The 22,382-nt window shown below is 36.8% G+C and carries 17 protein-coding genes; 13 read left to right on the forward strand and 4 right to left on the reverse strand.

What is annotated here, in order from left to right; all coding sequences use genetic code 11:
* Nucleotides 1–56 precede the first annotated feature (56 nt).
* The 4 genes from miaA to AAA915_RS07300 all read left to right on the forward strand — a co-directional run bounded on the left by miaA (nt 57) and on the right by AAA915_RS07300 (nt 5,167).
* Nucleotides 57–977 (forward strand): tRNA (adenosine(37)-N6)-dimethylallyltransferase MiaA, encoded by a 921-nt coding sequence (gene miaA, locus AAA915_RS07285; RefSeq protein ID WP_338201078.1) that lies wholly within the window; start codon nt 57–59, stop codon nt 975–977.
* Entirely contained in the window at nt 970–2,223 is a 1,254-nt protein-coding gene (locus AAA915_RS07290) for a methionine gamma-lyase family protein (RefSeq protein WP_338201079.1), read from the forward strand. Before miaA ends, AAA915_RS07290 begins: the two co-directional genes overlap by 8 nt.
* 168 nt (nt 2,224–2,391) lie before the next feature.
* The gene (gene glnA / locus AAA915_RS07295) at nt 2,392–3,729 is read left to right on the forward strand and encodes a type I glutamate--ammonia ligase (protein WP_338201081.1); all 1,338 of its coding nucleotides are present in this window, start codon (nt 2,392–2,394) and stop codon (nt 3,727–3,729) included.
* Nucleotides 3,730–3,982: 253 nt separating this feature from the next.
* Nucleotides 3,983–5,167 carry an MFS transporter gene (locus AAA915_RS07300; RefSeq protein ID WP_338201083.1) on the forward strand — a complete coding sequence of 395 codons (1,185 nt, stop codon included), beginning with the start codon at nt 3,983–3,985 and terminating at the stop codon, nt 5,165–5,167.
* Nucleotides 5,168–5,251: 84 nt separating this feature from the next.
* On the opposite strand, the gene pyrE is transcribed toward AAA915_RS07300, so the two are convergent.
* The gene (gene pyrE / locus AAA915_RS07305) at nt 5,252–5,893 is read right to left on the reverse strand and encodes an orotate phosphoribosyltransferase (RefSeq protein ID WP_338201085.1); all 642 of its coding nucleotides are present in this window, start codon (nt 5,891–5,893) and stop codon (nt 5,252–5,254) included.
* Nucleotides 5,893–6,600 (reverse strand): orotidine-5'-phosphate decarboxylase, encoded by a 708-nt coding sequence (gene pyrF / locus AAA915_RS07310; protein WP_338201087.1) that lies wholly within the window; start codon nt 6,598–6,600, stop codon nt 5,893–5,895. Before pyrF ends, pyrE begins: the two co-directional genes overlap by 1 nt.
* A 242-nt stretch (nt 6,601–6,842) precedes the next feature.
* On the opposite strand from pyrF, the gene AAA915_RS07315 reads away from it, so the two are divergent.
* The 6 genes from AAA915_RS07315 to carB all read left to right on the forward strand — a co-directional run bounded on the left by AAA915_RS07315 (nt 6,843) and on the right by carB (nt 15,141).
* Nucleotides 6,843–7,766 carry a dihydroorotate dehydrogenase gene (locus tag AAA915_RS07315; RefSeq protein ID WP_338201089.1) on the forward strand — a complete coding sequence of 308 codons (924 nt, stop codon included), beginning with the start codon at nt 6,843–6,845 and terminating at the stop codon, nt 7,764–7,766.
* Between the two features lie 196 nt (nt 7,767–7,962).
* Nucleotides 7,963–8,505, forward strand: a complete 543-nt coding sequence (pyrR, locus tag AAA915_RS07320; protein WP_294835666.1) for a bifunctional pyr operon transcriptional regulator/uracil phosphoribosyltransferase PyrR — start codon at nt 7,963–7,965, stop codon at nt 8,503–8,505.
* 145 nt (nt 8,506–8,650) lie between these two features.
* The gene (locus AAA915_RS07325; protein ID WP_338201092.1) at nt 8,651–9,607 is read left to right on the forward strand and encodes an aspartate carbamoyltransferase catalytic subunit; all 957 of its coding nucleotides are present in this window, start codon (nt 8,651–8,653) and stop codon (nt 9,605–9,607) included.
* Nucleotides 9,607–10,884: a dihydroorotase gene (locus AAA915_RS07330; protein ID WP_338201094.1), complete on the forward strand. Its 1,278-nt coding sequence runs from the start codon at nt 9,607–9,609 to the stop codon at nt 10,882–10,884. The genes AAA915_RS07325 and AAA915_RS07330 overlap by 1 nt, the downstream gene beginning before the upstream one ends.
* Entirely contained in the window at nt 10,881–11,966 is a 1,086-nt protein-coding gene (locus AAA915_RS07335) for a carbamoyl phosphate synthase small subunit (protein WP_338201095.1), read from the forward strand. The genes AAA915_RS07330 and AAA915_RS07335 overlap by 4 nt, the downstream gene beginning before the upstream one ends.
* Nucleotides 11,959–15,141 (forward strand): carbamoyl-phosphate synthase large subunit, encoded by a 3,183-nt coding sequence (gene carB / locus AAA915_RS07340; protein WP_338201097.1) that lies wholly within the window; start codon nt 11,959–11,961, stop codon nt 15,139–15,141. Before AAA915_RS07335 ends, carB begins: the two co-directional genes overlap by 8 nt.
* Before the next feature lie 79 nt (nt 15,142–15,220).
* Here carB and AAA915_RS07345 read toward each other — a convergent pair whose 3' ends face one another.
* Entirely contained in the window at nt 15,221–17,623 is a 2,403-nt protein-coding gene (locus AAA915_RS07345; protein WP_338201099.1) for a Xaa-Pro dipeptidyl-peptidase, read from the reverse strand.
* 108 nt (nt 17,624–17,731) lie between these two features.
* Nucleotides 17,732–18,088 (reverse strand): arsenate reductase family protein, encoded by a 357-nt coding sequence (locus AAA915_RS07350; RefSeq protein WP_338201101.1) that lies wholly within the window; start codon nt 18,086–18,088, stop codon nt 17,732–17,734.
* Between the two features lie 135 nt (nt 18,089–18,223).
* Between AAA915_RS07350 and AAA915_RS07355 the strand changes: the two genes are divergently transcribed.
* The 3 genes from AAA915_RS07355 (at nt 18,224) to AAA915_RS07365 (ending at nt 22,345) form a co-directional block, all read left to right on the forward strand.
* On the forward strand, nt 18,224–19,231 hold the full coding sequence (locus AAA915_RS07355) for a LuxR C-terminal-related transcriptional regulator (protein ID WP_338201103.1): 1,008 nt from the start codon (nt 18,224–18,226) through the stop codon (nt 19,229–19,231).
* Between the two features lie 283 nt (nt 19,232–19,514).
* Nucleotides 19,515–20,705, forward strand: a complete 1,191-nt coding sequence (locus AAA915_RS07360) for an MFS transporter (RefSeq protein ID WP_338201104.1) — start codon at nt 19,515–19,517, stop codon at nt 20,703–20,705.
* A gap of 14 nt (nt 20,706–20,719) precedes the next feature.
* Entirely contained in the window at nt 20,720–22,345 is a 1,626-nt protein-coding gene (locus AAA915_RS07365) for an amidohydrolase (RefSeq protein WP_338201106.1), read from the forward strand.
* The last annotated feature ends 37 nt before the right edge of the window (nt 22,346–22,382 follow it).

Genomic DNA, 22,382 nt, shown 5'->3' on the forward strand with positions numbered 1-22,382 from the left:
TTGTTGCACTTATCAAACGTGTTTTTTCTATGTTATCCATGAATGAGAATGTAATTATGCAAAAAGTTATAGCTCTCGTAGGACCGACGGCTATTGGTAAAACTGCTTTGGCAATTGAGCTTGCTCAGAGAATTAACGCTGAAATAATTTCAGGTGACTCCATGCAGGTTTACAGAGAGGTCGCAATTGGAACCGCTAAGGCAACTCCTACAGAACAAAAATTGGTACCCCATTATTTGGTCAACACACAAACAATTTTTAAACCTTATTCAGTAGTTGATTTTGTTACCCAGGCAGAAAAAGCTATTGAGCAAATAGTGAAGAAAAATAAAGTGCCATTGTTGGTCGGCGGCACTGGCTTTTACGTTAATGCTTTGCTTAATAAAATGCAATTAGGTGAGCCGAGTAAAGAAAGTGCAGCTATATCAGATAAATGGCAGGGCTATTTAAATAAAAACGGTAAAGTAAAGCTTTGGCAAGAACTAAAAAAACGTGATCCAGTAGCTGCTCAAAAAATTCCGTTAAACAATTCACGTAGGGCTTTAAGAGCTTTAACGGTAATTGATCGTACAGGACAAAAATTTTCAGAACAACAGGACAAAATTGAACCGCGATACCAGTATTTTATTATTGGATTAAATTCTGCACGTTCAGAAATTTACTCTAGGATTAATAAACGTGTTGATCAAATGATGGACGAAGGCTTACTTAACGAAGCCCGTTTTGTCTATCAAAATCGTGATAAAGAATATACTATTTTGCAGGCTATTGGCTATAAGGAATTTTTTCCTTATTTTGCTGGTCAGGATAGTCTGGAAAATTGTATTAAAAATTTAAAAAGAGCTTCAAGGAGATATGCTAAGAGACAGTTGACGTATTTTCACCACCAGTTACCTTTATACTGGTTTGATCCTTTAGCTGATTCAAATTGTTTGCAAGAGATTTTACAGAAAGTTGAGGAATGGTTAAATGAATAATTGGCCAAAAGAATTACAAGAAATTGTAGCTGATATTGATAAAAAGATTGAGCCGCAGCTGGCAAAAATTGAGCAAAACATTCTTTTTAATCAAAATAAAGTTCTGCAGGCGTTTAAAGACAAGGCTGTAGCAGAATCAGATTTGATTGGCAGTACCGGCTATGGTTCAGATGACAGCGGACGAGACAAGCTTGATCGTATTTACGCCCAAATTTTTCACACAGAAGATGCTTTAGTACGGTCACAATTTGTTTCTGGCACCCACACTTTGGCTACAGCCATGGCTGGTAATTTATTGCCAGGCGATGAATTAACATACTTAACGGGTATGCCTTATGATACTTTGCAACAAGTTATCGGAATTGCCGGTAATGGCAGGGGCAGTTTAAAAGAATATGGAGTAAAATTCTCTCACGTTGATTTATTACCTGATGGTAGCGTTGATTTTGCTTCAGCTCGCAAATTGCTTACAGATCATCAACCCAAAATGGTAGTCATTCAACGTTCACGTGGTTATAATACTAGACCTAGCTTCACTGTAAGTAAGATTAAGCCGATGATAACTATGATTAGGGAAGTTTCACCTAAGAGCATTATTTTTGTTGATAATTGTTATGGGGAATTTTCAGAAAAACACGAACCCACGGAATATGGTGCCGATTTAATGGCGGGTTCCTTAATTAAGAATGCTGGTGGTGGTCTAGCAAAAATTGGTGGGTATGTTGTTGGTAAGCACGAATTAATTGAAAATACTGCTACCCGTCTTACAGCTGGCGGAATAGGACGAGAAGAAGGTGCCAGCTTAAATAATAATCTCGATTATTTTGAAGGCTTGTTTATTTCACCAAGTGTCACTGGCAATGCTATCAAAGGCGCAATTTATGCGTCTGCACTTTTAGAAAAGATGGGGTTAGAAGTTTCTCCTAAATGGGATGAGGACAGAACTGACTTAATTCAAACCGTTATTTTCCATAATAAAGATAAAATGATTAGGTTCACAAAAACTCTGCAGGAGAACTCGCCCATTAATTCATTTGTGGATCCGATACCAAGTAATGATACCGGATATGAGGATCAGGTGATCATGGCAGACGGGTCCTTCGTTGAAGGTGCAAGTATTGAATTTTCTGGGGATGGTCCAATCAGGCCACCATATGCTTTGTATATGCAGGGTGGATTGACCTATGCTCATGTGAAAATAGCGATCACCAATGCAGTTAACGAATTATTTTTTCAGAACAAGTAACAGATATTTATAAATGTAAAGTAAAACTTTGGTAAAGATTTAATATTTTTTGTTAGACCACTTTACAATGATTTAATCATTTGCTAATCTTATATCTAGTTTTAAATGAGGAATATAATTCCAATTAAGACTATACCAATTATTGTATGATTTTTTAGGTGGAGAAGCATGACAAAGAAAATTTCAGCAGACGACATCAGAAAAAGTGTAGAAAAAGAAGATGTCAGATTTATTAGACTAGCTTTTACAGATATTAACGGAACTCTTAAGGCAGTTGAAGTTCCAAATAGTCAGCTAGACAAAGTTTTGAGTAATGATGTACGCTTTGATGGTTCTTCAATTGACGGATTTGTTCGGTTGGAAGAAAGTGATATGATATTATATCCTGATTTTTCCACTTGGTCCGTTTTGCCTTGGGATGACAGCACAGGTGGTAAAATTGGCTGTTTAACTTGTTCGGTTCATACCACAGACGGCAAACCTTTTGCTGGAGATCCTAGAAATAATCTCAAAAGAATCATTGGTCAGATGAAAGAAATGGGTTTTACGGCTTTTGACATAGGGTTTGAAGCGGAATTTCATTTACTTAAACTCGATCAAAATGGTAATTGGACTACAGAAGTTCCTGATCATGCATCATATTTTGATTTAACTTCAAATGATGAAAGTGCGAGCTGCCGTAGAGATATTGTTGAAACTTTAGAGAGTATTGGCTTTGAAGTAGAAGCTGCTCACCATGAAGTTGGAGACGGTCAACAGGAAATTGACTTTAGGTTTGATGATGCTTTAACAACGGCCGATCGTGTTCAAACTTTTAAAATGATCGTACGAGAGATTGCTAAGCGTCATGGCTTGTTTGCTACATTTATGGCTAAGCCTTTACAGGGTCAGGCAGGAAATGGAATGCACACTAATATGTCATTATTTAAGGGTAATAAAAACGCTTTTTATGATGAAAACAACAAATATAATTTGTCAAAAACGGCTTTGTATTTCTTAAATGGTATTTTGGAACATGCCCGTGCAATTACTGCTGTCGGTAATCCAACTGTTAATTCTTATAAACGTTTAATTCCTGGTTTTGAGGCACCAGTATATATTTCTTGGGCTTCAAAGAATCGTTCACCAATGGTTCGAGTTCCTGCTGCTGGTGAATTGAATACTCGTCTTGAAATGCGTTCAGCTGATCCTACTGCCAACCCATATTTGCTTTTGGCTGCATGCTTAAGTGCCGGTATGGCGGGAATTAAGGAAGAAAAAATGCCTATGGCACCAGTTACTTGCAACTTATTTACTTTAAGTGAAAAACAACGTAATGAAATGGGGATTAAACCGTTGCCTTCGACTTTGCATAATGCCCTTAAAGCATTTAAGGAGGACAAGTTAATTCAAGATGCTTTAGGAGAACACTTAACTCAAAGCTTTATTGATTCTAAGGAATTGGAATGGTCGCAATATACTCAAACGGTTTCTGACTGGGAACGAAATCGTTATATGGGATATTAAACTAACTTAATCTAGTTTAGAAATTATTTCAAATTTGATTAATAAATTTATTATAGATTTTTGTGTCAAGCTATTAGTTAGCTTGACATTTTTGTTTTGACATTTTTGTCATCAACCTGCTTAGCAAAGGAATAAGAAAGCTAATAAATTGGCATTAAAGGCAAAATAATATATACATTATAAACTGTCAGAAAAATTAAAAGAATTTAAGTGATAAAATAAATAAGTCAAGTTTTAAGTATAAGAGGTAAAAATGGTAAAAAGAAAACGAATATATACTAAAGACGTAATATTAGTCATGGCAGCTTCGTTCTTTTTTATGTTTAGTACGATGTTTGTAAATCCTTTAATCAATGGCTACGCAAAAAGTTTAGGTGCTAGTAGTGCTTTTGCTGGGATAATTGTGGGAATTATGAGTATTGCTGCAATGTTTTTGCGTCCAATTGCTGGTAATTTAACGGATAGATTTTCCAAATATCGTTTATCCTTTGTTGGGGGAGTTTTAATAGTAATCGGAGTAATTGGCTATGTGTTGGCGCCTACAAGCAGTTGGTTACTTCTTTTTCGTCTAATTAATGGTTCGGGCTATGTTCTTTGCACCGTTTGTATGACTACCTGGCTTGCTTTTTTGGTACCGCGGGCTCATGTCGGTCAAGCGATGGGATTTTATGGCTTGATGAATGCTCTGGCCATGGCTATTGCTCCAGCGTTAGCAATTAATATTTATCAAAAAACTGGGTACAGGTTAGCGATTATTGCTTCCGGCATTTCTGCATGTTTGATGGTCATTATGATTCAATTTGTAGGAAATAAAGCAAAGCCCCAAAATACTAGTAAATCTCAAGCACAGAATTCATTACTTCATATTAAAATTATTCAGAAAAATGTTTTGCCCATTGCATTGCTCACTACCTTATTTGCTTTTCCTTATTTCGCTACTCAAGCTGACCTGGTAACTTATGCTGAAGAGCAGCATCTTAATATAAATGTGGGTTCGTACTTTCTAATATATGCCGTGGTATTACTGCTTATAAGAATCACCCTTAAAAATCTGTTTGATACTGTCAAATTCGGCACCTGGTTTTGGGTTAGTGTTGCAGCTACTTTGATATATCTTATTTTATTAGCCACAATGAAAAATAATTTTCTAATGGGTCTGGCAGCCGCTTTTATGGCAGTAGGATATGGTTTAATGTATTCTGTTTTGCAGTCAACTGCAATGCTCCTGGCACCAATTAGTGAGCAGGGTCTAGCAAGTAGTACATTTTACTTGGGTCTAGATATTGGTATGGCTTTTGGCCCGATAATCATGGGCTTTGTGAATGATTTGCTACCAGCAAAATATTTTTATTTGGTACAATTAATTTTAATACCATTTATGATATTGATTTATTTGCATTACCGTACTCGTCTAAACAGTGCAATAAGGCACCATTAAGTTTATTTTTGAATAAAAAGAAACTGACTAAGCTTGTCTTTGTATAAACTTAGTCAGTTTTTAATGCAAGTTAAAATATTGAAATTACTTTTTATGAAACTTTTTACCCCATGCCCAAGGGTCTTCATGCCAAGTTTTTAAAGCTTCATATTCATTTGCATTTATATAATTCATTTCTTTCTCTTTTTGCAGCAGTTCTGGGTATGTTAATAGCGGACTATAATCAACACCGGCTTGAGCAAAATTAGCTGTGGTATCCTTTAAATAATAGGTGAATATTGAACTTACTCCGATCACATGACCACCCTCTTTTTCAGTGGCTTTCACTGCATTAATAACTGATCCACCAGTAGTAATTAAATCATCAATTAGAACAATCCGATCATTTTCAGTGAAAAGACCTTCAATTTGCTTACCTTTACCGTGATCTTTAGGCTTTGGCCGTACATAAATCATAGGTAAATTTAATTTGGCAGCAACCCATGCAGCATGAGGAATGCCAGCTGTAGCAACCCCGCCAATGATACTTACATCTGGATATTTTTCTTTAATAAGAGTTGCTAAATCTGAGGCAATCCAGTCGCGTAAATCCGGATAAGATACAGTTAATCTAAGATCTGTATAAACAGGTGATAACATTCCACTTGCATAAGTGTAAGGCTTGTTAGGGGATATTGTTATAATCTTCTTTTCAACTAACTTGTTAATGATTTGATCTTGATACATTATTCAAACTCCTTTTTAATTTCATGATATATTTGAGCAGGATCTTTTGCCTGGGTAATCGGACGACCAACTACGATTGCGCTGGAACCAAATTGTTTGGCTTTCTGTGGAGTTGCAATCCGCTTTTGATCATCATTAGATTTATTAGTTAATCTAATTCCCGGTGTGACATATAAAAAATCAGAACCAATGTGCTTTATTAGGTTTTTTACCTCAAGTGGTGAGCAGATCACGCCATCAGCTCCAGCATTTTTGGCTGTTTGGGCTAAGCTGACAACTTGTTCAGGCATTGACAACGAACAATTTTGCTCAGTAGACAGGACTTTTTCAGTAATAGAAGTTAGTTCTGTTACTGCTAGTAACTTTGGCACTTCACTACCTTGAGCTGTGCCATCTTTTAAACCTTTCTTGGCAGCAGTGATCATTTCACTACCCCCTAAGGCATGAATGGTTGTGCAGTATACACCCAAATGTGCTATCTGTCTTGCAGCTTGATATACTGTGTTTGGAATATCGTGTAATTTAAGGTCTAAAAAAATGTGGTAACCTTGTTTAACGAGGTTGGTAACTAAATATGAGCCATAATGATAGTAAAGTTCCATGCCTATTTTTAGGTATGTTTCTTCGGGGCGACCCAGATTTGCCAGTAACTTTTCTACTTCTTTTTGGTTATCATAGTCCAAAGCCACAAATACTGCTTTTTTCATTAAAAACCTCCACGAAAAAAAGCCTATTTTGGTACGAGAGTGCATCAAAATAGACTAGCTAAAAATTTAAGTCATGTTTTCAACTTGCGGTCTCTCTGTACCGTTTAAAGTTTGTCATTATTGAGATTACCATTTTTATTTAAAAAATACAACCAAATATTATTTTAAAAAGGTTAAAAAATTGTGTAAAATATAGCCAAAATAATTGTACTGACAGAGAGCTTACATTTTGGGAGGATAAAATGACAAATATTAGTGTTAAATTACCCGGTCTTAACTTAAAAAACCCGCTAATGCCGGCAAGTGGTACATTCGGATTTGGTGACGTACCGGCAGCAAAAAGATTTGACTTGAATGAGTTAGGGGCGCTAGTGATAAAAACGACTACTCCGCAATCCCGCCTGGGTAATCCGCAACCGCAGATAGCGGTTTTAGATAAAGGTGTTTTAAATTCAGTGGGACTGACTAATCCAGGAGTAGATAATGTTATTGATAATAAATTACCAGCAATCAAAAAGCAGTACCCCCAGCTTCCTTTAATTGCCAGTGTCGGTGGTGAAAGTAAAGAAGGCTATATTGAAGTCGCGCAAAAACTATCGGAGTCAAAAATGGTTGATGCCCTGGAAATTAATGTTTCTTGTCCTAATGTTGCTCAGGGTGGAATGACTTTTGGAGTTCATCCCGAGTTGGTTGAGAAATTAACTGCAGCTATAAAACCGGTTGTTAACTTGCCTATTTTTGTCAAATTGACACCAAATGTAACGGATATAACTGCAATTGCACAAGCTGCTGAAGCAGGCGGTGCAGATGGCTTGTCACTAATCAATACGATAACTGGAATGCGCATTAACATTGAAACGCGTAAACCTTTTTTGGGAAATAATTATGGCGGTTATTCTGGGCCCGCTGTTAAGCCAATTGCCTTGTACCAGATTAATCAGGTAAGAAAAAATACTAAGTTACCCATCATTGGCATGGGTGGTATTAGCTCAGCTGAAGATGTAGTTGAATTTATGCTGGCTGGTGCTAACGCAGTCGAAGTGGGTAGTGCTCATTTTAAAGATCCTTTGGCTTGCCCGCATATTGCACAACAATTGCCTCAGGTTTTAGAAAAACTTGGAGTCAAAGATATCAATGAACTGGTAGGACAGGTTGAATTTAATTAATGAGCCTGACTTGTCAATATGCAGCTTTACTATTGACAACTATTGCTTTAGCAAGTATATTTAAATAGATGTCCTTTTAAGTTAGTCCCGAGAGGCTAGTAAGGAAAGCTCAATTAACTATTGACTTTTACGAAACGCTTAGTCTCAGGCAGATTAAGTGTTTTTTTATGGGCAAAGCACTAGTAGGAGAAAAAAGATGACTAAAGAAATTTGGGACGCATCTGCAATGAAAAGAGCGCTAACCAGAATCACTTATGAAATCATTGAACGCAATAAAGGTACTGAGGATTTAGTTCTTATAGGAATTAAAACTCGTGGTGTTTATTTAGCTCAACGTATTCACGATCGAATCGAAAAACTTGAAGGTGTTGATGTACCACTAGGTCAGCTTGATATTACTTTATATCGCGATGATCGTCATGATGCATCATTGAAGCTGGATCCCGTTGTTAACTCTAAAGAGTTGGGTGTTGAAATTAGCAATAAACACGTAATTTTAGTTGATGACGTGATTTTTACCGGTCGAACGATTAGAGCAGCTATGGATGCTTTAATGGATAAGGGAAGACCAAGTTCCATTGCTGTTGCTGCTTTGGTTGATCGCGGTCATCGTGAACTACCAATTCGAGCAGACTTTGTTGGTAAAAATGTTCCAACTTCTTCACATGAAGAAATTGCAGTCCATGTAGAAGAAATTGATAATAAAGACAATGTAGAATTGAAACCATTGCCGCAATAAAAGAATCAATTCAACCGTTTAATTGGCTCCAGAGAGGGTCAGAAGGGTTTGAGTTTATTTTGTTGAGTCATCGACTGAACTAGAGACCCTTTTGTAAACCTGGAGCTATAAAGCTTCAGGTTTATTTTTGTGGAAAGAGTAAAAAATGAAAAATAGCAATTTTGTAACTTTAAAATCATTTGTCAGTGTCGAAAATTTAACTGTAGCAGAAGTAGGGGCACTTATCGAGCGAGCAGAATATTTTAAAAACGGTGGCGCTCGCCCGCATTTGACGCAACCGGTTTATGTTACCAATATGTTTTTCGAAAATTCGAGTAGAACACATACCAGCTTTGAAATGGCTGAAAGAAAATTAGGTTTAACAGTCATTCCGTTTGATGCTGCTCATAGTTCAACCCAAAAGGGTGAGACTCTATATGATACTTCCTTAATTATGGCAGCACTTGGAATTGACCTTGAAGTTATCAGACATTCGGAAAATGAATACTATAAAAAATTAATACATCCAAATAAAAACCAACATCTTAATATTGGCGTGATTAATGCTGGTGATGGTAGCGGTCAGCATCCTTCGCAGTGTTTACTTGATATGATGACAATCCACGAACATTTTGGTCATTTTAAAGATCTCAACGTAGCGATAGTTGGTGATATTACTAACTCAAGAGTAGCTAAAAGTAATATGGAGCTTTTAACTAGACTAGGAGCAAAGGTATATTTCTCAGGTCCAGAATATTGGTATGACAAACAATATGACAAATATGGAAAATATCTACCGATAGATGAATTAGTTGATCAAATGGATGTAATGATGTTGCTGCGGGTGCAGCATGAAAGACATGCAGGAGATCCTAACGAGGCAAAATTTGATGCCAAGCAATATCATGATAAATATGGAATTAATCAGAAACGCTATAACGCTATGAAAAATGATGCCATTATTATGCATCCAGGTCCAATTAACCATGATGTTGAACTTAGTGGCAATTTGGTGGAAGCTCCAAAGTGCAGGTTTGTGCGTCAAATGGAAAATGGGGTCTTTATGAGAATGGCAATGATTGAAGCTGTTATGCGGGGACGCAATTTAGGAGGATTATCCTGATGGCAACTGTTATTAAAAATGGTTACATATACACTGGCGGAGAAACAGTTCATAGCGATCTTTTAATCAAAAATGGTGTGATTGCCGCAATTGGCAATAATTTAACAGCAGAAAAAGAGATTGATGCGACAGGAAAATTGGTTACTCCTGGTCTAGTTGATGTTCACGTTCATTATAGAGATCCTGGCCAAACAGATAAAGAAGACGTCCGGACTGGCTCATTGGCAGCAGTACATGGTGGTTTTACTACAGTCTGTGCGATGCCTAATGTAGACCCCGTTCCTAATACACCTGATTTAATGGCAAAGATGGTTCAGAATAATCGTAAAAATGGTTTAGTGCATATTTTTCAATACGCACCTATTACAGTTGATGAGGATAGTAAAGAAATTCCTGATTATGCTGGGTTAAAAAAGGCTGGTTGTATTGCTTTAAGTAACGATGGCAAAGGGGTCCAGGATGCTAGGACCATGTTTTTGGCAATGCAAAGAGCTCAAGCAAATGACTTGATAATAGCTGAACACGCACAGGATGATTCTCTTTTTAATCATGGCGTTATGAATGACGGCTCAAAAGCACAACTACTTAAGCAGAAGCCAATTACTGAACTGGCAGAGACAACGCAAATTGCACGCGACCTCTTATTAGCAGCCAAAACTGGGGTTCATTATCATGTTTGTCATGTTTCTACTAAAACTAGTGTGGAACTAATTAGAATTGCTAAAAGTCATGATATTAATGTTACTTGTGAAGTGGCCCCTCATCATCTTTTATTGGGAGAAGAAAATATCGGTAAAGACGATAGCAATTTCAAGATGAACCCACCTTTGAGAACCAGGGAAGATCAAAAAGCATTAATAGCGGGATTACTTGACAGCACGATTGATATGATTGCAACTGATCATGCACCACATACTGCAAAGGATAAACAAGGTGGTTTTAAAAAGTCTGCCTTTGGTATAGTCGGAAGCGAAACTGCGTTTAGCGAACTTTACACTAAATTTGTCAAAACTGGTATTTTTACATTAAAGCAGTTATTAAACTGGTTAACAATTGCTCCAGCCAAGGCTTTTGGGTTTAAACAAGCAGGCAGAATAGCTGTAAACCAACCAGCTGATATAGCCATTTTTAATCTTAAACAAAAAGCGACTATAAATAGCTCTGATTTCAAATCCAAAGGAAGAAACACTCCATTTAATAAAGATTTGGTATTCGGTCAAACTGTATTAACAATGGTTGATGGCAAAATTGTTTTTCAAAGTGAGGAAAGTAAATGAGATATTTAATTTTGGAAGATGGTAGTATTTTTGCTGGTGAAGGTTTTGGTGGAGATCAGGTAACTAAAGGTGAGGTCGTTTTTACCACTGGTATGACCGGCTATCAAGAAGCAATCACCGACCAGTCTTATGCTGATCAAATTCTGGTATTTACAAACCCATTAATTGGTAATTATGGCATAACGCTAGCTGATTATGAATCACTTGATCCGGGAATAAAAGGTGTGATTTGCCACCAAGTTGCTCGCTATCCTGATAATTGGCGCATGCAGACTACTTTGCCCGATTTTCTTAAGAGCTTAAATATTCCGGGAATTCAGGGAATTGATACTAGAAAATTGGTTAAAAAACTGCGCGCACACGGTACAATGAAGGGTCAAATCTGCGATTCTAAGGAAAATGCTGCTCAAATTGCTGCTGATTTAAGAGCAAGCAAAATTACTGCAGGAGTGGTTAAGCGTGTTTCAACTGCAAAATCATATCCTGTGCCGGGTTCAAAACGCAATATTGTTGTTGTCGACTTTGGCTTGAAAAACAGTATTTTACGTGAACTTAGTAAACGAGACTGCAATTGTATAGTTCTTCCTTACACTACCTCAGCTGCAAAAATTTTATCTTTGCATCCAGATGGAGTGTTATTGTCAAATGGCCCCGGCGATCCACTTGAAATGAAGGATGCAGCGAAAATGGTGCAGGAAGTTGAAAAGGAAATACCACTCATGGGTATTTGTATGGGGCATCAGGTTTTTGCTTTAGCCAATGGTGCTAAAACTTATAAAATGAAATTCGGACACCGTGGGTTTAATCATCCTGTACGTGAAATTGCTACTGGGAATATTGGGTTTACCTCTCAAAATCATGGTTATGCTGTTAGTCGTGATTCAATTGACCCCGAAAATTTAATGGTAACTCATGTAGAAGTTAATGATGGAACTATTGAGGGCTTACGGCATAAAAAATATCCTGCTTTTTCAGTTCAATTTCACCCTGACAGTACCCCTGGTCCGCACGACGAGGAAGGGATTTTTGATTACTTTATGCAAATGATTGATCAAAGAAAGGACAATGAAAGTCATGCCTAAAAGAACTGATATAAAAAAAATAATGGTAATTGGTTCAGGTCCAATTATTATTGGTCAAGCAGCAGAATTTGATTACTCGGGAACCCAAGCATGTTTGGCTTTACGTGAAGAAGGTTATGAAGTGGTTCTGGTTAATTCCAATCCTGCTACTATCATGACTGATACTACGATTGCTGACAAGGTTTATATTGAGCCGTTAACTGTTGAATCAGTTTCCCGCATTATTCGTAAGGAATACCCTGATGCAATATTGCCTACTTTAGGTGGTCAAGTGGGTTTGAATATGGCCTTATCGTTATCTAAAAGCGGCATTTTAGACGAATTAAATATTGAACTGTTGGGAACAAAACTTGACTCAATTGAACAAGCGGAAGATAGAGAAAAATTTAAGGAACTTTGTCAAAAACTGGGTGAACCAGTGCCACCTTCAACCAGTGTTAAAACAGTTCAAGAAGCTTTAGATTTCGGAGATAAAATTGGGTATCCCATCATTGTGCGTCCTGCCTTCACTATGGGAGGAACCGGTGGTGGCATTTGTAATGATCGCGACGAACTTGCAAAAATTGCTAAAAATGGATTGGAACTGTCTCCAGTTACTGAATGTTTAATTGAACGGTCGATTGCAGGCTATAAAGAGATTGAATTTGAAGTAATGAGAGATCATGACGATAATGCCATGATTGTCTGCTGTATGGAAAATTTTGATCCTGTGGGTATTCACACCGGGGATTCAATTGTTTTCTCACCGTCTCAGACATTATCTGACAAAGAATATCAGATGTTGCGTGATTGTTCTTTAAAGCTTATTCGAGCACTAAAGATTGAAGGTGGCTGCAATGTTCAATTAGCCTTAGATCCAAATAGTTTTAATTATGATGTCATTGAAGTTAACCCAAGAGTTTCACGTTCATCTGCCTTGGCTTCTAAAGCTACTGGCTATCCCATTGCCAAAATGGCGGCCAAAATTGCTGTGGGTCTTACTTTAGATGAAATTAAAAATCCAGTAACAGGCACTACCTTCGCGGAGTTTGAACCAGCATTGGACTATGTTGTCTGCAAGATACCACGCTGGCCTTTTGACAAATTTGCCAAAGCTAATCGCGAACTGGGTACACAGATGAAAGCGACTGGGGAAGTGATGGCGATAGGGAGAACAGCTGAAGAAGCCTTTCAAAAAGCCGTTCGCTCCTTGGAAATCGATCAAAAAGATTTTTATTCAGTTGAAGCTCATAAAGCCAGTGATGAGGATCTCGAAAATAAACTGGTTAGAGCGCAGGATGATCGTCTTTTCTACTTAGCTGAAGCCTTTCGCCGGGGTTATTCAATGTCGGACTTGCATGAATTAACCAAAATTAATTTTTACTTTTTAGATATTGTTAAGCATATTGTCGATTTAGAAAAAGTTATTGCCGCAAATCCTGATGATCTAGAGGTCCTTAAAAATGCTAAAAAATATGGCTTTAGTGATCATACAGTCGCTAATTTGTGGCACGAAGATGAAGACAAAGTAAGAACTTTGCGCAAGCAAAACCATTTGCTGCCAGTATATAAAATGGTTGATACATGTGCAGGTGAATTTGTTTCTCAAACTCCTTATTTTTACTCTACTTATGATACCGAAAATGAGAGTCAGAAAACTTCCAAGAAGTCTGTTTTGGTAGTTGGTTCAGGTCCAATTCGCATAGGGCAGGGTGTAGAATTTGATTATGCCACAGTACACTGTGTTAAAGCCCTGCAAAAGATGGGTTATGAAGCCATTGTCATTAATTCAAATCCAGAAACTGTTTCAACTGATTTTTCCGTTTCTGATAAATTGTACTTTGAACCTTTAACTTTAGAAGATGTGTTAAATGTTTGTGATTTAGAGCAACCAGAAGGTGTAATTATTCAGTTTGGTGGTCAAACCTCGATCAATCTGGCAGCTGGTCTGGAAAAACATGGTATCAAGATTTTAGGTACTAGCGTAGAGGATCTTAATCGAGCAGAAGATCGAGAATTATTTGATCAAGTAGTAAAAGAATTAGGTTTGAAGCAGCCGCAAGGTATTACTACTACCACACACGATGGTGTTATTAAAGCCGCTGAGAAGCTTGGCTATCCGGTTTTAGTCAGACCAAGTTATGTTTTGGGTGGTAAGGCAATGGAAATTGTTTACAACCAACCTGAACTCGAAGACTACTTGCATAACCATGTTGACATTGCCAGCAGTCATCCAATTTTGGTAGATGACTACCTCGATGGTCGAGAGTGTGATGTTGATGCCATTTGTGACGGAGAAGAAGTGCTTATTCCTGGAATAATGGAGCATATTGAACATGCTGGTGTTCACTCTGGAGATTCTATGGCCGTTTATCCGGCTCAAACATTTTCACCTGCCATTAAGCAAAAAATTGCTGACATTACCAAAAAACTGGCTTTAAAACTTAATTGCCGCGGAATCATGAATTTGCAGTTAATTGAGCGCGATGGAGAAATTTATATTATTGAAGTTAATCCCCGTGCCAGTCGTACGGTACCATTTTTAAGTAAAATTACCAGTATTGAAATGGCTCAGGTTGCCACTCGGGTAATTATGGGTGAAAGTCTAAAGGAACAAGGCTATAAAGATGGTCTGGCACCTGAAACAAAAATGATTAGTGTTAAAGCACCAGTCTTCTCATTTAGTAAACTTTCAGATGTTGATAGCTACTTGGGTCCGGAAATGAAATCAACTGGTGAAGTTATGGGCAGCGATTTAAGTTTTCCTAAAGCACTTTATAAAGCTTTTTCAGGAGCCAACATGCAAATACCAGATAGTGGTAACATTTTATTAACCATTGAGGATCGTGATAAGCAGGAAATATTACCTATTGCTCAAAGATTTGCCCAAATAGGTTATCGTATTTTTGCTACCAGTGGTACAGCAAGCTTTTTAAAACAAAACCATTTACATATTACACTGGTGGACAAGATTCATCAGAACACTGAGACCAATATTTTAAATGAGTTTAAAAATGGGAAAATTGATTTGGTAATAAACACTATGGGACATGACTTGGCGAAAACTTCTGACGGCTTTATTATTCGTCAAGCTGCCATTCAGCAAAATATTCCTTTAATTACCAGCCTGGATACTGCACGTGCACTTCTTACTGCTTTAGAAAACCGCTCGTTTTCTACAATAAGCATAAAATAAATTTTAATAAGCAAAAAAGCAACTGCGTATACAACACAGTTGCTTTTTTTATACTTAAAAAGGTGAATACAGTTAAATTTTATTTAATACTAAATTTAATGGCAGTTTCAGACAGATCTATTGTGTAATTCGTATTTTCAAGGGGTCTCTTTGTCATTCCCTGATCGGTTGAATAAATAATTAAGCAAAGTTTGCTGCCAACAGGCATTGTGTAATAGGTTGGTTGCAGCTTAAATTGTAAGTCATAAAATTCACCGGCTTTAATACTACTTGGCTTTTTCATATTCGCATAATTCTGCAGATTCATATGAGCCTTGGTAATTAATTTAGCATGAGTCAATTTGTCAGGCATAAATTCTTGCAGGGAATCTAATTGAAAATGAAATCCTAATTCTTGGCCTCCTGGCATTAAGATTCTGGGAGTAGTTGTTAACCGTTTACGTTCACCCATTTCAACTAAAGCTACAGAAATTTGACCTCTGTTAAGACTGGATGCTACCCGCATTCTTATTTCTGGTCGTCCAACAATTGTTACTGGATGAATAAATTCATCTGTCGTGAAGCGTAGACTTGCTTGAGCCCATTTCTTGTTGCCACAGATAAATTGGTATTGCCAGTCATTTTCTGAGATCTTGGCTTTTTTAAACTCAGTTCCGCCTACATCTGTGAAGGAAACTTCCTTTTCGCTACTCGTGTCCTTGGCTAATCCATTGTCATTAGCTGGGAAATAAACTGTTTCTCTTCCGCTATCATTACTCCAATCCTGCTCTTCATGCCAATTATCTGCATTTAGATTGTCTTGAACTAAGACAGTTGGCCATTGTTGATATGCATTGTTTTCAATACCTAGGAGTTCATGAACCAACCACAAATTCATCAGGTCAGTAAAATCAATCGAAACCAAATTATTCATATTGTAATGAGGTCCTTGATGCAAGAAAAGATGATGTTCAACAGGAAGGTTTTTGACTTTTTGCCAAATTTTGTAAACATTTTTAGGTTTGACATTCCAATCATTGAGACCGTGGACACTAATCCAGGAACACTTAATATTATTGGTATGATGACGATAATTGCGCTTTTCCCAGAAATCAGAATACTGGCCGGTTTTACGATCAGCTTTGTCTAATAAAATCTTTTGCATTGCGTCAAATTTAGGTTTGATCTTTAAGTAGTCTCCTGCATCCCACAGATTAGACTGACAAGTTTCAGCCAGCATATCCAAGTCTTCACCTTGACATTCCTCTGGTGCTATCACTAATCCGTGTTCACGGTAATAATCATACCAGGAAGAAATGGCAGCTTCAGAAATAACGGTTTTTAAGCCGGCGACGCCAGTAGTTGCGATTGCTATTTGCAAGGTTCCTAAATAAGACCGTCCTGTCATCCCAATCTTTTTGTTGCACCAGGTTGCTTTAGTTTCGTGTTGTCGAGATCTATCAGTGTAGGCGATTCTATCGCCATGTAACCACTCTATTATTTCTTTTGCACTTTCGGTTTCTTCTGGAGCACCGGTAATTCTGAGGCCATCACTGCCGCGAGTACCAATAGCTCCAGCAAAGACGCTGGCGAAACCGCGAGCTAACATATATTCGTTTAAACCATAGGAAGATTTACCAACGGCTTGTTCGATCGGCTTATATGACATAGTATCATCAGTGTTTGATTTTTGAGCTTTGACAATTGGAGCAGCTTGATATTGCGGATTTTCCCATTCAGTTGCATCACTCAAATTTTCGTCAACGTTGTGGTTACGCTTTTCATTATCGATAATACCGCCAAAATATGGATCAGCTGTGTATAAAGCTGGTACAGGCATATTTTCACTTTCAATAGGTCGGAAAATGGTTGTTTGCAAGAGGTCACTCTTGCCATCGCCATCGGTGTCAAGATCACTTTCAACGTAAACTACTTCCCTGATTATTTTGCTGGTGTCAAAAACAGGCATGCTTTTACCATTAAAAAAGAGAAATTTATTTTTGGTGAATTGGCTTTTGCGATTATAAAAATAGCCTTCACCCGCCATCACATCAATTAAAAGTTGACCGTTTTTAGCACGAGTATTTAGTAAACGATAAAAGACGCGGATGAGTGATTGCTTATCATTAATATCTGCCATATAGGGCAACGCCTGCTTTTTCATGAATTTTAGAGGATTTGTTAATTGATAATCGTAATCAACGTGATACCCTAAAAGTTGCAAGGCAACGTTATAAAATTGTTGAGACGATATTTTTACTGGGTTGCCGTCCAAAAATTGCTTAAGAGTTTGTGTTTTTGATACAGCAAACTCGGCTAGTTTTGCCTTGCGCGCACTAGCATCATTTGGATCGACTACTGCCACAGCATTTGCTGTAAGTTCAGCTAGAAGATCTCCAAAAGAAAGCTTTTCATAATCGGCCGGTAAAAATTTAATTTGCTGCAATTCTTTAACTTCTGTTTGAAAGTCAGTTTTTACATAAGCGTATTGATTGTATTTCATAAAATTCTCCTTTTTGTATTATTTTACCTGTTATTAAGATTATTAGAAAGCCAGTTATTAAATAAAAAAGAAGAAGATTTCTAAAAAATCTTCTTCCTCTAATGTAAGTTATAGCCAAACTTCTTGGTAGGTTTTTTCATTAAAACCGCAGGTCAGTTTTTCACCGTCAACAACCAATGGTCGTTTAATCAATTTACCATTTTTGGACATCATATCTGCTGCTTCAGCAATTGACATATCAGCTACCTGATCTTTGAGATGCAGCTTGCGATAGTCTTGTCCGTGAGTGTTGAAAAAGTACTTTAACCCGCGATCCTGATGTTGAGTAAGCCAATTGATTAAGTCAGCTTTCTTAGGCGGTTGCTCAACTAAATCTTGAAAATCAAATTTAACATTGTGCTCTGTTAACCATTTTTGAGCTGCTCTTGAAGTTGAGCAGCGCTTATAGCCGTAAAATTTTATCATTTTCATCTTCTCCTTTGGTTAAATTATAGCAATGATGGTAAGCAAAAATACAATAATAAAAACATTTTTATAATTTAGGATTTATTATGTTAAACTCAGTGTATAGTTTTTAGAGGAAATTTAGGAGCAGCAATTTTGCAAGAAATATTTGTTTATATTTATAATATTGCCTTTTTAGTTCTTTACTTATGGGTAATAAATGTTTCAGAATATGCTTATAAAACCACTAATAATAGTATTTTTTACTATGTAGGCTTGCTTTACGTAACTTTAATAATTGACAGTACAATAGCCTTTTCATCAGATCTGCTAAAAGTTACTAACAGTAACTACCAGATTGATACCAAAGCGTTTTATTTAATTAGAATTTTGGCATTTATAATAGGTGGAATTTGCTACGTTAAACTAATGTCCAGCATGATAAACCAGAAACCCAAAATTTTATACTATATACCTATTTTTGCCGTCTCCTTGTTAAATGCCGCTTTTGTGTTAAATTCCTATAATGAACAAAATGCGGGAGTACTACAAAGGAGTACACAAGATGCTAGTATTTTATTTCTCTGCATAATTTATTTTTGTAATACTTTTAAATCAAATTCTAAAGGAAAAAATGGTAAGAAAAAATATTACGATCATGCTGTAGTAATAACTGCTGTTTTTATGACTTTGTCATGCATAGAAGGAATTTTATTTTTGTTTTTGAATGATGTAAATCAAAATAGTTTTGCCGTTTTAACCAGTTACATGAAAGTTATTGGATTTAATGAGGACCTTTTTTCAATTATCCTCTCCTTATTAATTATTTGGTTTGCTAAAAAGGAAGAGGAAGAAGCAAATAAAAATAACTTAGAAATTTTAGTGCAGCAAAAAATGAATCAATATCAATCTATGCTTCATGAAAGGGAAAATGCCAGCGAGGAAAGTCAAGTTGTAGAATTTTGCAATTATTACAATATGACAAAAAGAGAATCGGAAATATTAAGGTTAGTTTTAAAAGGTAAGAAGAATCAGGAGATTGCAGATGAATTGTATATTTCTGTAGGAACGGTGAAAACACATATTTACAGCATTTATAAAAAATTAGCTGTTGATCGCCGAAGTCAGTTAATGCATGTTTTTATGGAATATAAAGAAAAATAAGCTGAAAATAATTGGGTAAATTTCAAGTTCAAGCAAAGAGACTGGGAAATCATATTAATGGGTAGTGATTTTTCAGTCCTTTTTAGTTTTATCAATATTTTACAGCGCTGTTTTTTAGAGTCTTTTGACATCTACTACTAAAGTTTAGTTTTAAGAAATACCTAATTTCAGCATATTTTACGCTTAAAATACAACGAAAGTTGATTGTAACTTTACTTGTTTTTGATTAATTTGATTTATGAATTAATCCATAAATGGATCAAAAAGAAAAGGAGAAAAAGTTATGGAGAATCAAAAATTGCCCGCTTACCGCTGGGTGATTCTAACAATTGTTAGTTTGTTGTGTTTTATTGCTAATTATATTCAGTTTCAGGTTTCAGCTTTGGCCACTGTAGTCATGCCTCAGTTACATATTACAACTGCTGAGTTTTCAGCTCTCTTAATGGCTCCAATGCTAGTAGCCGTTGTGCTCAGTATTCCGGCTGGATCCTTAGGAGATAAATTTGGCTCTAAAAAGGTAATATCAGTGGGATGTATTTTATCAATAATAGGTGCATTTGGTAGGTTTATTGCGTCAAATTTTGCCATGATGATGATAATGCTCTTATTATGCGGTATTTTTATTTCGCTTTTAAATGCCAACTTAATTAAAGTTTTGGGTACCTGGTTTAAGCAGGATACAGATGCTGCCATGGGTGTATTCTACGCAGCTTCATGTTTAGGAATAACTTTGGCTCAGATCACTAGCTCGTGGTTTCCGTCTGTTAATGCTGCCTACATGTTTTCATCGGTGTCATTATTGGTTTTAACTATTTGCTGGATAGTGTTTGTTCGTGATACTCCAAAGGGCGAATCATTGCCGCCAGCAGAGCCGACAATGAAATATTTAAAAGTTGCTATTAAAAGTAAAAATACTTGGATTGTCTCAATCTGTGCTGGCTTAGGTATCGCATCAACAACTGCTTATGCTGGCTTATTACCACAGGCGCTTAATTTAGGTCAACATATTAGTAATTCAACTGCGGGAATTATGTCTTCTGTAGTTACTGTCGGTAGTTTCTTTGGCTCTTTAATTGGGCCAGCTTGGTGCAACAAGTTGGGTCGTTACAAGATGTTTTTGACCGTAACAACATTAATAGGTGCGATCGTAATGTACTTTACCTGGTATACACCTGCTGGTTTCTTTTTATGGGCCATGTTGGTAATTAATGGTTTCTTTACTGCAATTAGTGGACCAATAGTTCAGGCTATGCCAATACAATTTCCAGAAATAGGAGAGAAATATTCTGGTAGTGCCGGTGGAATAGTTGGTACAGTTTCAATGCTTATATCATATTTCATCCCAATCATTGTATCTAAGATTGCTGGAAACGACTACGCTAAAAACCTAAGTATTGAGTCATTAATTTTCGGATTATCGATACTATGCATTTTAGCGTTGCCTGAAGTTGGCAGCAAAGCAAAAAATAAATAGGAAGGCAAGAAAAAATGGAAAAAGCAGATTTTGTTTTAAAAGGATCAGCTATTTTTACTGGTGCTGGTGATAAGCCAATATCTGGTTGCGTTTTAATCAAGGGTAATCGCATCTTGAAGATCGTGCCATTAGATAGAATGACTGGTTATATTGATGAAAAAACCACCGTGATTAATTGTGGTGATCATTTAATTATGCCCGGCTTTAACGATTCACATATGCATATTTCATTAGGTTCAGTTCAAAATGATCCGGACTTTTGCATTCAAATGATGAATTGTAAGAGTGAAGAAGAATGTGTGCAAATGGTTAAATCATTTGCTGATTCGCATCCTGATAATCCTTGGATATATGGTACAGGCTGGTATTCAGAAGTTTGGGATAATCCTCATACTCCCTCAAAAGAATCACTTGATGCCTTAAATTTAGATCGTCCAGTTTGTTTAAATTCATTTGACCTTCACTCTGTATGGTGCAATTCAATAGCACTTGACAAGATTGGCATTAAAAAAGATACGCCTAACCCACAAGGTGGAATATATGGTCATGACGAACAGGGCGAACTAAATGGTATTCTATATGAACCACCAGCAACAAAAGCCATGATGGACGAGGTTTTAAATGTGCCAACACTGAAACAATCTTTGCTGAAATGCTTGAAGCACTTTCGTGAATTAGGTATTACTTCAGTTGCTGATGTCTATCCGTCAGGTCTAACGAATGACAATATTCCAGAAATATTTGATGAATTAGAGCAATCTGGAGAACTAACTACCAGGATTACTTCATTTCCGTCCTTAACAGATATTGCTGGTGCTAAAGAATTGAAGAGAAAGTACCATACTAATAAGCATAGAGTTGCAGGATTAAAACAAGTTCTTGATGGCGTGGTTGAAGCTCATACTGCCTTTTTGAGCAAAGAATATGATAATGATCCTGGGAAATTTGGTGATACTTCCTTAACTCAGGACGAGCTTAACAAATATGTTCTAGCGGCCCAAAAGGAAGGTTTTCCTGTCAAAATACATACTATTGGTGACCAGGCAAGTACAATGGCTCTTAATGCATATGAATATGCCAAAAGTAAAATTGGCAAGTTAATTTTGCACAATTCATTAGAACATATTGATATGATTAGACAAGATGATATTGACAGATTGAAGAGTCTAAACGTAATGTGTGCAGTTCAACCACAACATTGTATAGGAGACTATATGAGTGGAGGTTATTTGCCGTGTATTGGTAAAGAGAGGTTGTCACACACTTGGCCATACCGTGAAATACTTGATGCGGGAAGCCATTTGGCTTTTGGCTCAGACTTTCCAGCTGTATACTCTGTAAATCCAATTTGGACAATTTATGCGGCTGTAACGCGTTGTGAACCAAATGAAGGCAAACCAGATGGAGGTTATTTCCCAGAACATGCAATTACTTTGACTGAAGCTTTGCAGGCTCATACCAAGTGGTCAGCATATGCTGAATCTTTTGAAAATGAATTGGGAACTCTGGAACCCGGTAAATTGGCCGATGTCATTGTTTTGGATAGAAATTTGTTTGACATTGATCCACAAGAAATTCGTTTTGCTAAAGTTAACTTAACATTTTCTGATGGTAAGCTGGTTTATAAGCGCGATAAGTAAATAAAAACTAAAAAACTGATAGTTACCGATTATGATT

The sequence above is a fragment of the Lactobacillus rizhaonensis genome (assembly GCF_036246345.1).
Classification (GTDB): Bacteria; Bacillota; Bacilli; order Lactobacillales; family Lactobacillaceae; genus Lactobacillus; species Lactobacillus rizhaonensis.